The 13,381-nt window shown below is 44.6% G+C and carries 8 protein-coding genes; 4 read left to right on the top strand and 4 right to left on the bottom strand.

Annotation, left to right across the window (positions count from 1 at the left end; translation table 11 throughout):
* Nucleotides 1–51: 51 nt before the first annotated feature.
* From AB6C75_RS01000 to erpA, 3 genes are all read right to left on the bottom strand, one after another.
* Nucleotides 52–3,141, bottom strand: a complete 3,090-nt coding sequence (locus tag AB6C75_RS01000) for an efflux RND transporter permease subunit (RefSeq protein WP_372106452.1) — start codon at nt 3,139–3,141, stop codon at nt 52–54.
* Between the two features lie 10 nt (nt 3,142–3,151).
* Complete coding sequence (locus tag AB6C75_RS00995) at nt 3,152–4,276, bottom strand: efflux RND transporter periplasmic adaptor subunit (RefSeq protein ID WP_372106450.1); 1,125 nt, start codon at nt 4,274–4,276, stop codon at nt 3,152–3,154.
* A 338-nt stretch (nt 4,277–4,614) separates the two neighbouring features.
* On the bottom strand, nt 4,615–4,956 hold the full coding sequence (gene erpA / locus AB6C75_RS00990) for an iron-sulfur cluster insertion protein ErpA (protein ID WP_004734539.1): 342 nt from the start codon (nt 4,954–4,956) through the stop codon (nt 4,615–4,617).
* A gap of 296 nt (nt 4,957–5,252) precedes the next feature.
* Here erpA and hemL point away from each other — a divergent pair, with 296 nt between their 5' ends.
* The gene (hemL, locus tag AB6C75_RS00985) at nt 5,253–6,548 is read left to right on the top strand and encodes a glutamate-1-semialdehyde 2,1-aminomutase (RefSeq protein ID WP_012604713.1); all 1,296 of its coding nucleotides are present in this window, start codon (nt 5,253–5,255) and stop codon (nt 6,546–6,548) included.
* 140 nt (nt 6,549–6,688) lie between these two features.
* Here the strand turns inward: hemL and AB6C75_RS00980 are convergent, their stop codons facing one another.
* Entirely contained in the window at nt 6,689–6,814 is a 126-nt protein-coding gene (locus AB6C75_RS00980; RefSeq protein ID WP_009847557.1) for a hypothetical protein, read from the bottom strand.
* A 76-nt stretch (nt 6,815–6,890) separates the two neighbouring features.
* On the opposite strand from AB6C75_RS00980, the gene AB6C75_RS00975 reads away from it, so the two are divergent.
* The 3 genes from AB6C75_RS00975 to AB6C75_RS00965 all read left to right on the top strand — a co-directional run bounded on the left by AB6C75_RS00975 (nt 6,891) and on the right by AB6C75_RS00965 (nt 12,716).
* On the top strand, nt 6,891–7,976 hold the full coding sequence (locus tag AB6C75_RS00975; RefSeq protein WP_009847558.1) for an AI-2E family transporter: 1,086 nt from the start codon (nt 6,891–6,893) through the stop codon (nt 7,974–7,976).
* A gap of 110 nt (nt 7,977–8,086) precedes the next feature.
* Nucleotides 8,087–9,109, top strand: coding sequence for a 16S rRNA (guanine(1207)-N(2))-methyltransferase RsmC (gene rsmC, locus AB6C75_RS00970; RefSeq protein ID WP_372106447.1), 1,023 nt, complete (start codon nt 8,087–8,089; stop codon nt 9,107–9,109).
* 217 nt (nt 9,110–9,326) lie between these two features.
* A complete protein-coding gene (locus tag AB6C75_RS00965) occupies nt 9,327–12,716 on the top strand; it encodes a response regulator (RefSeq protein ID WP_372106445.1) in 3,390 nt (1,129 codons plus the stop codon).
* Nucleotides 12,717–13,381 lie beyond the last annotated feature (665 nt).

Here is a 13,381-nt window from a genome sequence, read left to right as displayed (position 1 = left end):
AAGAGCGCCCACCAAGGCGCTCTTTTTATGTTCATCGAACCACTGTATCTACTATTTTTCAGGCTTCTTATCTCGCCCTAGCATTAATAGACAAGGCGTCAGCACCAAGGTTAGTACCGTTGCAAATGCCACCCCTCCCGCAATCGCCGTAGCGAGTTGCGACCACCATTGGGTACTCGGCGCGCCAAACTCTATTTTTTGGTTAATCAGATCAATGTTCATCTCTAATACCATCGGCATCAAGCCTAAGATCGTAGTCACGGTCGTCAGCATTACTGGCCTTAAACGCTGAACACCGGTTCTCAGAATTGCATCGCGCTTATCTAAGCCTCTTTTGATTAGCTGATTATAGGTATCGATCAACACGATATTGTTATTCACTACGATACCTGCCAGCGCAATCACTCCAATACCAGACATCACGATGCCAAACGGACGCTGGAAGATTAGCAAACCAACAAACACACCAACCGTTGAGAACAGCACCGCACTCAGAATCAGGAATGCTTGATAGAAACTATTAAACTGAGTAATCAAAATCAACGCCATTACCGCCAGTGCAACCATGAATGCACTTTGTAAGAAGGCAGAAGAGTTTTCTTGTTCTTCATTCTGACCACGGATACGAAACTCGACACTACTCGGTAGCCCCAATTGACTTAACGCTTGCTCAATCTTTGGCAGTTCGAGGGCAAGGTTATAGCCCTCTTCCATATCCGCCATGATGTTCACTACGCGCTTACCATCGAGGCGTTTAATCGTATCTTGCTTATGGTCGGGAACAATCTGAGCAAAGTTGGTGATCGGCACCAAGCCAGCCGGTGTTTTGACTCTCAACTGGTCAAAGCGTCCGATATCTCTTTTATCATTAGGGTAACGCACCAAGATATCGACCTCTTCTGAAGAATCATCAGGCAGGTAGTCACCAATCTTGAGACCATTGGTAACGAATTGAACGGTATTACCCACCAAGGTCGCATCAGCGGAAAAGCGCGCGGCATCGTCTCGGCGAATATCCACTTTCCAATCAATGCCATCTTTGCTTGCTGTATCACTGATGTTAGTCAGTGCTTGATTACCATCCGCCCAGTTTCTTACAATTTTTGCAGCCTGATTCAGCTGTTCTGGTGTTGTTGCTGACAGCTCAATCACTAAATCATTTTCAACCGGAGGCCCTGCATCTGGAAACTTATATTCAATCTCAACACCAGCGTATTGATCGGTTTGCACCTTTAATTCATCAATAATCGCTTTAACACTACGACGATATTGCCAATCAACAGGAGTAATCGAGATCAAGCCAATCTGGTCGTCCCCACCCGTGCGTGTGTAAACAGTATCGAACTCATCATGATTAAGCATCATTTGCTCAATATCGCGCATGATGTCATCTTTTTCTTGAATAGAAAGATCACCATGTGAGCGAACTTTGACATTAAAGAATGGTGGATCAACCTCAGGGAAGAACTCTGCACCTAGGCCCGCTTTGGAATAAGTAAAACCAACTGCAACCGCGAGCAATATCGCACTGAACAGAATCTTAAAGGGATGCTTAATCGCAATCGAAAGCGTGTGGTAATACGCCTTGGTTAAGCCCGTTGCTTGTGAAAAATCACCATTATGCAGTGCCACCATTCGAGCTTGGCTCTTGGGCGATACGTATTGAGGTTTGCCAATCAAGCCACCTAATACCGGTACAAACAACAACGCCATAATCAATGAAGCGGTTAGCGTTGCAATCAGTGTTAGTGGCAGAAACTTCATGAATTCGCCTGTCACATCCGGCCAAAACAGTAACGGAGCAAATGCAGCTAAGGTTGTCGCTGTCGATGCGGTTATCGGCCACGCCATCCGTTTCGCTGCGTCTCGGTAAGCTTCTTTTCTACCTTCACCTTCTTGCATTCGCCTATCGGCAAACTCGGTAACAACAATCGCGCCGTCGACCAACATACCAACGGCCATGATCAAAGAGAACAGAACCACAATGTTGACGGTTAGACCAAACACAGACAACACCAACAATCCCGTGAGGAATGATCCAGGTATTGAAATTCCAACCAATAACGCGGTTCGAACACCAAGAATGGCGATGATAACGATCACCACTAAAATGATGGCGGACAAGATATTGTTTTGCAGATCGTTGAGCATGATCTTCACATCTTTAGATTCATCCCAGGTGTATTTAACCAATAAGTTATTTGGCCATTCCGCTTGTTGTTGAGCACCAGCCATAACCGCTTTAACTAACTCTACGGTTTCGATGATATTTTCACCCGCACGCTTCTTGATATCCAAGACTACCGCAGATTTACCATCTAAACGGGCAAAGCTATCAGGATCTCGAAACGCTCGACGAACCGTGGCCACATCACCAAAGGTTACGACCTGTTTACCATCCACTTTGATAGGTAACTCAAGTACGTCTTTTAAAGAGTTAAACACCGAAGGAACTTTGACTGAGAAACGTCCGTAGCCAGTGTCAACAAAACCAGCGGCGACCACTCGATTGTTCAGAGCGATCAGGTTATAGATATCCGCTTGATCTAGGCTGTAGCTCTCCATCAACAGCGGATCGACAATGATCTCGACGATGTCATCGCGATCGCCCGCAATATCGACCTCTAGAATTTGGCGATAGCTTTCGAGCTTATCTCCGAGCTCTCGAGCAATTTGCACTATGGTGCGTTCAGGAACAGTACCGAAAAGCACAACAGACAGAACAGGTTGCTCAGACGCGAGTGTTACTTCATTTACGGTCGGCTCATCACTGTCTTCTGGCAATTTTGGTTTGGCTAAATCGACGGCATCACGCACATCCGCCATCGCTTTGGTGAGATCAACGCCAACATTAAACTCCAACACAACTGAGGCGTGGCCTTCTGCTGCGGTTGCGGTCATCTCTTTTACGCCTTCAATCGACCTCAGCTCTTGTTCTATCGGTCTAACCAATAAGCGTTCTGCATCGGTTGGCGAAATACCTTGGTGCCCAACAGAAACGTAGATAATCGGGATGGTAATGTCGGGGCTCGATTCTTTGGGGATCGTAATATAGGTAACGACACCTGCGACCAATATGAGTGCCAAAAGAGAGAGCATTGTTCGAGCTCGAGACAAGGCTGCATCAATAATTGAATACATCGGTTATCTCCTACTCTGCGGTTACGTTAGAGAGTTCAGCACCTTGCTCAACAGCAATCACAGAATCACCATCACGCACAAACCCTTGGCCTACAGTTATAATATCAACTCGCTGACCTAACCCTGTGAGCCAAACTCCATCTTGTTCTGCCTTTACTAGCTGAATATCTATAAATTTCACGGTTGGTGAGTCATCGGCTGAAACCAAAGTTTTGACCCCAAGATTACCGGCCTCATCCAGTGCCAGCATCGCAGGTGTTATCTTGATAGCATCACTTGTTTCTAGGTTGAGTGTTACTTCAGCACTGACACCGGCAGGTAACAGGCCATCGGAATTATCGATTTCAATCTCTATTGGGAAGGTATTAGTAGAAGCAGAAGAGATTCGAGAAACATAGCGCAGACGACCTTCCGCTTCTTCTCGCCCTAACAGACGAACCAAAGCAGATTGATTGACTAACAAATGCTGGATATGACGTTCACTGACATCGGCTTCGATGACCAGAGGGTCAAGATCAATCACACCCGCAACCGGATCGCCGACGCCTACGAAATCGCCAAGCTCAACCATCAAGTCTTGAACCACACCGGAGAAAGGCGATGTGATGACTGTATTTTTTAGAGCCAGTTCAGCATTACGCTTCATAGCCTTCGCTTCAGTTAACGAAGCCTCAGCTGTGGTGTAGGCTATCTCGCCTTGCAGCCCTCTTTTTTTCAGCGACTGCGCCGCTTTGAATTCCTTCTGCTTCAAGCGATATAAAGCAGAAGCTCGCTCTAGCTGAATCTCTAAGTCACCTTTATCTATCTGAGCAATGGCTTGCCCTACTTTAACGGTATCGCCTTTCACAACGTTCAACCTAACAATCTTGCCCGCGACTTCCGCTCCCAATCGAGCATGCCTATCGGGTGCTGTGCGACCATAAAGATCTATGGTTTTAAAGGTGGGGGATGAAGTGAATGTTTGAAAGGAAACCTTAGCCAACGGAATTTCTGTCGCTTTTTTTTCTGGCGACTCTTCCGCTTGCCCCACTCCTAAACCAAGCCAAATCGACAACAGTACAACTAGAACCAGAGAAACCAACCACGGCTGCTTCAGTTTCTGAAAAAATGGAGAGTTAGAAAATAGAGTGGGCATAGCAAATCCTTTTGTCCGATGTGATTAAGGCGCGCTAATTAGCTTAACACCGTCATATGCAACATCCTGATGCACAGAGGTAACCTTAACAGACCCACAGCCAACGAAGTTGGACGCTATCGACAGTTTAAAAAATATGGCGTTTACTATAAAACAAATGAATGAAGTAGAGCTTAAATATAACCACCCAAATTAACCTTGGCGTACATGCCTAGAATAAGTCGACTTACTGTCTGTTTTGTATGGTGTATTTTTTACAAACAAAAACACCGAGCATTGGCTCGGCGTTTAAAATATTTCTAATGTAGCTTTCCGTTCAAGCTACCTTTCAGTGCACGCTAAACGCTAAATGATGCGCCACAACCACATGTTGTTGTCGCGTTCGGGTTGTTCACAAAGAAACGTGCGCCTTCTAGGCCTTCAGTGTAATCAACCATGCCGCCCATTAAGTACTGTAGGCTCATTGGGTCAACAACCAGCGTCACACCGCTATTTACAATGGTAGTGTCGCCATCATTTACTTTTTCATCAAATGTGAAGCCGTACTGGAAGCCACTACAACCGCCGCCTGTAATGTATACACGCAGTTTTAGCTCTGGGTTTTCTTCTTCAGCAATTAGCGTTTGTACGCGGGTAGCTGCTGCATCAGAAAAGGACAATGGGATATTTACTTCGCTCACGACAACCTCTCTTACCTGTGTCAAAAACAACATGATACAAATCTAAATCGAGACCATAGTTGTTGAGTATTTTCTTATATTCTGGTGATTATCTAATACCTGACTGAAACGTTCAAGTATTCACCACAGGATCGTTCCTTTTACTGCTGTAAACTCGCTAATATCTGACAATTAAAACGCGTAACCACACAAAACAACCAGATTCGGGTGATTATATCAGCGAAGGCATTCCTAGTTGGATTCCGGATAGGTACAATGCGTGCCAATTGGTCCGACAGTCAAAAGAGGATATATCAATGACCAAATCAGCAGAGCTGTACGAAAAAGCACAGCAAACTATTCCTGGTGGCGTAAACTCTCCAGTTCGAGCATTCAATGGCGTAGGTGGTTCTCCTATCTTCGTTGAACGCGCTGATGGCCCACTTATTTTTGATGCTGATGGTAAAGCATATATCGATTACGTTGGCTCTTGGGGTCCAATGATCCTTGGTCACAACCACGTTGTTATTCGTGACGCTGTTATTGCAGCAGCTCAACGCGGCCTTAGCTTTGGTGCTCCAACCGAAACTGAAATCAAGATGGCTGAACTTGTATCTGAGATGGTTCCATCAATGGAACAGCTGCGTATGGTGAGCTCAGGTACAGAAGCAACAATGAGTGCGATTCGTCTCGCTCGTGGCTTTACTGGTCGTGACAAAATCCTTAAGTTTGAAGGTTGTTACCACGGTCACGCAGACAGCCTACTTGTAAAAGCAGGTTCTGGTGCACTGACTTTAGGTCAACCAAGCTCTCCAGGCGTACCGGCTGATTTTGCGAAACTAACGCTAACTGCAACTTTCAATAATCTAGATTCAGTACGTGAAATCTTCGCAGCAAACAAAGGTGAGATCGCGTGTATCATCGTTGAGCCTGTCGCGGGCAACATGAACTGTATCCCACCAGTAGAAGGCTTCCACGAAGGTCTACGTGAGATCTGTGATCAAGAAGGTGCATTGCTAATCTTTGATGAAGTAATGACAGGTTTCCGCGTTGCTGAAGGTTGTGCTCAGGCTTACTACAACATCAAGCCAGACTTAACGTGTCTTGGTAAAGTGATTGGCGGCGGCATGCCAGTAGGTGCTTTTGGTGGTCGTAAAGACGTGATGCAATACATCGCACCAACGGGGCCTGTTTACCAAGCAGGTACGCTTTCAGGTAACCCTGTTGCAATGGCTGCTGGATACGCATGTTTGAATCTTCTAAGAGAAGAAGGCAACGAAAAGCGTCTAGCGTCTAAAACTAAGCAGTTGGCAAATGGCTTCAAGCAACTTGCTGACAAGCACGGCATCCCTATGCTAGTTCACCAAGTTGGCGGTATGTTTGGTTTCTTCTTCACAGACCAAGAAACAGTAACGTGCTACGAAGATGTAACTAAGTGTGATGTAGAACGCTTCAAGCGCTTCTTCCATTTAATGTTAGATCACGGTGTTTACCTTGCACCTTCAGCATTCGAAGCAAGCTTTACTTCTCTTGCTCATGGTTCAAAAGAACTGGATGCAACACTAGAAGCTGCTGACCGCTCTCTTGCGATCATTGCTGCTGAAAGCAAATAATCGAAAGCACTTTATAAGTCGCTAACCGATTGAATTTAGGCTGCATTAGATGCAGCCCTTTTTAATACATCACGCTCGTTAACCACAAATATGACAGATTATTTACCCTTCGATTAAGGCTAAAACTGAACTAAAAACGTCTAACGTTCCCAGAAAAGAAAAACCAACAACATCAGCGTACCTAGGAACATTCTGAACCAAGGGATCTCTTTTTTTATTTGCTGTTCTTCGTCTTGGCATTTCTTATCTTTATTACAGCATCCCATTATCAAAACTCCTCATTGCTAACTCTCTGTTTTGCAGCCATTATAAACTCAGAACGCAAATATAGAGACCATTAACGTGTCAGAAAAACTCAAAATCAACACCAGCCACTGGGTGATCATCATTGCCCTACTTGCGGCGGCTTATGCTTGTTACTTGCTTATCGAGCCTTATGTAAATTCCATAGTAATGGCATTCATCATCTCGTTGCTGATGTTTCCAATTCACGAATGGCTTGAAAAGAAGATACCGAATAAAGAGAACGTAGTCTCTCTGCTGTCTTGTGTGATTCTGACTTTCATTATTGTTATCCCTTTATTGGCAGTATTCGCAGCAATTGTTCAGCAAGGCTCTCTGTTCTCTCAGAACACCTACCAATGGGTGACCCACGGCGGTATTCAGACTCTGTTTGCACACCCATTAGTGGTCAAAGCGCTGTCATTTGTGAATAACTACTTGCCTTTCGACAACATTGAGCCTCAAGCCATCGCACAGAAAGTCGGTGAATTTGCGACCAGCTTTGGTTCAAAATTGGTTGGTATCAGTGCAAAAATCCTTGGTGATGCGACCAATTTCTTGATGGATTTCTTCTTGATGCTGTTTGTTCTGTTCTTCCTACTAAGAGATCACGACAAAATCATCAGTGTGGTTCGTCATATTCTGCCACTATCTCGTAGTCAAGAAGACAAGCTTCTAACCGAGATTGAGCAAGTTTCTAAGTCTGCAGTTATGGGCTCATTCTTAACCGCAATAGCGCAAGGTTTTGCGGGTGGTTTAGGTATGTGGATTGCTGGTTTCCCTGGGTTGTTCTGGGGCACTATGATGGGCTTTGCCTCTTTCATCCCAGTTGTCGGTACTGCTCTAATCTGGATCCCAGCCGCAACCTACTTGTTCCTAACCGGCGATACCACGTGGGCAATTTTCCTAACGGTTTACTGTGTCGCGATTGTTGGCTCAATTGACAACCTGTTGCGACCACTGTTGATGCAAGGCAGTGCAGGCATGAATACCCTAATGATCTTCTTCTCACTGTTGGGTGGTATTCAACTTTTTGGCCTAATTGGTCTTATCTACGGCCCACTGATCTTTGCTATTACTATCGTTCTTTTCAATATTTACGATGAAGAGTTTAAAGACTTTTTAAACCAGCAAGACAAGAGTTGATCAACTGTTCAGCAACTTGGTTGCCGAACCCGTATTAAACACTTCAAGCTTTGGGCGGATTATGCGAAAATCCGCCCTCATTTTTTGCTAACGATTCAATAGAGTGTCCTATGTCAGCTTATATTGCCCCAAGCCAAATTGCTCAACGTCAACTCGCCTACTTTGAAGGCAAACATGTTTTAGTTGCAGGTGAGGCAGAAGACTTATTCCCTGTTGAATTAGCGAAACATTGTGAATCAGTCACCGTGTTTACTTCTAATTACAGCTACTACCGTCAATTAGAAGGCTGCAGCATCATCCAACGTTTTTATGGTGCGGAGTTTACCGAAGAGACCAAGGCCGATTTAGTGATGCTGTACTGGCCAAAGGCCAAAGCGGAAGCGGAATTTCTGTTGGCGATGTTATTTGCCAAGTTAGGTAAAGATACCGAAATTGTCGTAGTTGGCGAAAATCGTTCTGGTGTTAAAAGTATCGAGAAGATGTTCACTCCTTACGGCAAAGTCGTGAAATACGATTCAGCGCGTCGTTGTTCTTTCTACTGGGGTCAATGCTTCGAGCAACCACCAGCCTTCAACCTGCAAGAGTGGTTTAAAACCTACACGGTTAACATTGGTGAGCAATCACTAACCGTGAAAAGTCTTCCAGGCGTCTTCAGTCATGGTCAATTTGATGTTGGTAGCCAACTATTACTTGATACCCTGCCAAAACTGAAAGGTAAAGTACTGGATTTCGGTTGTGGTGCAGGCGTATTGGGCGCGGTAATGGCATCTCGTCACCCTGATATCGAACTGGAAATGTGCGACATCAGTGCATTTGCCGTGGCGTCTAGCCAAGCAACGCTAGAAGCGAATGGTTTAACAGGTAATATCTTCGCCTCAGATGTCTACTCTGACACATCAAAAGATTACCAATTCATCATCAGTAACCCACCATTCCATTCTGGTTTGGATACAAGCTACAGTGCGACTGAAACCTTACTTGCTCAGGCTCCTAACCACATGAAGCGTTCTGGTGAGATGATTATTGTTGCGAACAGTTTTTTAAAATACATTCCAATTATTGAGCAAGCTTTTGGAAAATGCGCGACTCTAAATAAGACCACCAAATTCGCGATCTATCACGCAAGCAAATAGCCTATCTAACACAGCGCAGGGTCAATATCTGCGCTGTCTGTTCATATTTCTATCAAAAGCCCATAAAAATGAGCTTTTGCACACGCTTTAAATACCACTTACTTGTCAAAGTAAAAAAACTCGTTAATTTCGTTAAATTGGAACCCGTTAATTCTATTCTCTGTACTTGTTTTCATCCCTTTCAAGCAGTACATCAAAGGAAAGTAGTACCCAATTTATGTTTAGATTCTATCGTAAGCAGAAGTTTAAGCGCCTTCAAAATACCCTAATGCTGGCATTTCTTGTCCTTAGTATTACCCCAGTAACACTTATCGCGATATTTTTCCTCCAATCGCACAGTCAGGATCTTCAGGAACAAAGTACTTCGCACCTTGTTTCCGTCCGTGATACTAAACAGCAGCAAATTGTCGATTACCTACAAGCTCAAGAATCCCAAGTGATGGGTTTTGTTCGCTCAGAGCTTGCCAATGCCAGTGGCGGACGATTCTATGGTTTGATCAATGCATTCCAACGCCTCGGCTTAGACATTGACGAAGCACGCGCTAATGCGCAGCAACGCTACATTCAAGGATCGGGCGATCAAATCAAAACATCGATTCTCCCTGAATCCAGCAGCTTTATTGGCAGCGAGCGCTATCGTCTACTTCACAAGCGCTACCACAACTCTTATTTGGAGCTGCTTAAGCGTTCTGATTTTGACGACATTTTATTGGTCGACATTAACGGCAACATCGCTTATTCAGTTTTTAAGCGCGATGACTACGGCACCAACTTGCTGACAGGTAAGTACAAAGATGCAAACCTCGGCAAAACCTTTCAACGCCTGGAAAAGGACGTAAAAGACAAACGCAAATCCAACGAAGACTACACGCCGGTTATCGTTTCTGACTTTAAAGACGAAAATGGTAAACAGACCGCATGGTTAGGCGCACCTATCGTTCAACAGGGCTACCTACACAGTTACGCCATGTTTAGACTACCCATCAATGGTATTACTAAGCTTATTGCCGATCTCAACAAGAGTTCGAATATTCAAACCTTGCTTGTCGGCGATGATCATCTGCCACGTAGCCTTGCCCATTCACAAGAGTCGATTAATCTGAGTTTAGATGTTGTTGATAAAGCTCTGGCAGGAGAAACGGCCGTTGGCACCTTCGACAACGCTCAGGATCAAGCGATCATCGCTGCATATACTCCAATTGAGCTCAAATATGCGACTTGGGCACTCGTCGTCGAGCTTCCAGAGAAAGAAGCGTTTGCCCGTATTCATCAGTTAGAAAAGATCTTTGTGATCGTGATGTTGACGGCGATTATTCTTGTATTTGTCGCATCCCATTATCTGTCTAACTTCATCACATCACCGTTACTCAAGCTCACATGGGCAGCAGAGAAAGTCTCTGCGGGTGACCTTGATGAAACCATGATTAATACCGAACGAAAAGATGAGATAGGCCGCCTCGCAGTAAGCTTCGAAAGAATGCAACGTTCGATTCGTGAAAAGATGCTGCTCATTAAGAGCCAAAATGATGAGCTTGAGGACAACCTTAAGACCATTCAAAAACAAAATGAAGAGTTGCAACTGGCCAACAAACTTAAAGATGAATTCTTAGCAACAACATCACACGAATTGAGAACGCCATTACATGGCATGGTAGGTATCGCTGAAGCGCTAATATCTGGTGCAAACGGTCCTATTCCTGCCAACCAGAAGTACCAGTTGGATATCATCATCAATAGTGGCCAGAGATTGGCAACACTGGTCGATGATCTACTTGATTACCACAAAATGCGCTACGGCAGTTTAGACATAAATAAATCTGCTGTTGATTTATCTGCTGCTACCAGCTTGGTACTAGAATTGTCTCATCATCTGTTGGGCAATAAGCCAATCCGAATTATTAACCAAGTACCCAGTGACTTAGGGTTGGTTTCGTCCGATCCTCAACGATTAGAACAAGTGATGTATAACTTGGTCGGCAATGCCATCAAGTACACATCAGAAGGTAAAATTGTTATCTCAGCAAGCGTTATCGACGAGAACATTCGTGTACAAGTTGTTGATACAGGCCAAGGCATACCTGCTGAATACTTAGAACACATCTTTGAACCACTGATTCAAGCAGGACAAGACTCAAGTAACTATCGCCAAGGTGCAGGGCTTGGGTTGTCGATAAGTCGTCAACTGATTGAACTGATGGGCGGTTCACTGTACGTAAGTAGCCAACCAATGCTTGGCACGACGTTCAGCTTTACCCTGCCTTTAGCCACCCAAGAAGAATTGGATAACTACAGTGATTCAGGAAGCTATTCGCACTTCCAAGCGCCAGATTTAATTGATAACAGCCAACAAGAAAATAGTGTTATCAGTGAAGATCCAGACGGTCCGTTACTGGTTATCGCCGACGATGAACCAGTAAATTTACGCGTGCTAGACAGTTTCTTGAAATTGGAAGGTTATCGAGTGCGCACCGCATGTGACGGCCCTGAAACCATTGAACTGATTGAGAAAGAGAAGCCAGAGTTACTTCTGCTCGATATTATGATGCCAGGTATGAGTGGCTATCAGGTGTGTGAAGCACTGCGTAAGCAATACGATCATGCACAGTTGCCAATCATCATGCTCACAGCTCTTAATCAAGCAGAAGACCGTGTTCGTGGCTTTGAAGCTGGTGCCAACGATTACTTGTCTAAACCGTTCAACAAACAAGAGCTGGCGGCGCGAATTACGGCTCACTTATCAGCAAGTAAAGCTGAACAAAGACGTCTTGAGAATGCTCAATTGCAACTGGAGCTTAAACACAGAGCCATGGTTGAAGCGAACCTGCTAGAAACTCAAGGGCGCTTGCTAGAGCAGCTAGAATCAGCCCCTGAGGCCATCATCTGTATTCGTGATGACCAACGAATTCGATTTGCCAACGAAGCTGCAGCAAAACTATTTAGGCGCGGGCAAGAGCAGCTTAAACGCTCTATGGCCGATGAGATCATTGCGCCTAAATACCTTAAGGTGGAACAAGCTCACTACTGTGGTGATATTGACATCTATATAGACGACACTCGTCAGCGCATACCAAGTGATATCCTTAAGCTACCTGAAGGCTCAGGGCTCGACACCATGTATATCTTTAATGTTGGTGGTGGGGTTAACTCAAACCGAGTCAATAACCTTGAAACGGCGGTTGAGGCACTTTCAAGCTACGCCTTTGAGGGTGACAAAGATAAACTTCAACAACTGAAAGAGCTTGGCGGAGAATTTACTCGCCTTGCAGATAAAGCAACCGGTGAAGGTAAAAACAAACAAGAGCTGATGCGTGAAGTGCTGGTCGATGTCATGACAAATGCCATCATCTACTGGGAGTCTGTTACAGGGGAAACCAAGTTTGCCTTCGCAGAGAAGAGTGGCTTGTGGCGCGTCTACCTAGACCGCAGTACCCTGCAAACTAGAACGCTAGACAAATATCTACGTGTAGAAACTCTACCGAAAACGCCTCGCTGGCGAACGGTACTGAGCTCTATCGAGTTTATACTTGAGCACTGTAAAGAACAGACACCTGAAAGAACTCATATTGAGACCCTAAGGGATAAGCTACAAAAACTACTGACCAGTTAGCTCTGAAGTAAGCTCAAGCTACTGTAAATAATGAAGCCCACCTAGCGTGGGCTTTTTTGTGAATATCGTACGCGACCAAAGGACAATGACGTCGATTCAAACACACTTCTTTTACGGCATTAAACAAGCAAAATGACACGTTACTCAATCTTAAACAATCACCAGTTCAGTTACTATTTTGAGCCTTATTCTTGGCTGAATTTCACATTCCTCCGGCTCTTTGTTGCAGTTTGAGAAGCGAGTCACAACAGAACGGCAGATTTAATTTTCTAGAAAAATTTAACGTAAGATAGGTAAGTGACCGAGATCTACAATTACACCTCAGCAAGATAAGCATCGATAATTAAAAGCCGAAAAGGTTAGTGATCACTTACAAAAGGCTACCACCACAAAACCAAATGCGAGTCACATCACCTTAACAATTGCGCACAAAAAACCACCAAAGCAAGCCATTTTGACGTTAATGACGTGGCGCTGTGTGTTTTTAACGTTTTTGACGGGAAACGAGTTTGATTAATTCATCGATAAGGTGTTTTCTTACTCCTGCCAAAGGCCTACAGGCCACTCTTACCACTTCTCAGAATCAAAGATGAATCTGGAGCAACGAAGAAGAGGTAGGCCTTTAACTAGAGTGTGTATCTACTAACTAATTAGCGACAGATAAC

It is taken from the genome of Vibrio sp. 10N.237.312.B06 (assembly GCF_041464685.1).
Classification (GTDB): Bacteria; Pseudomonadota; Gammaproteobacteria; order Enterobacterales; family Vibrionaceae; genus Vibrio; species Vibrio tasmaniensis_A.
Note: the sequence above shows the minus strand (reverse complement) of the source record. Positions and strands in the feature narration are given on the sequence as shown.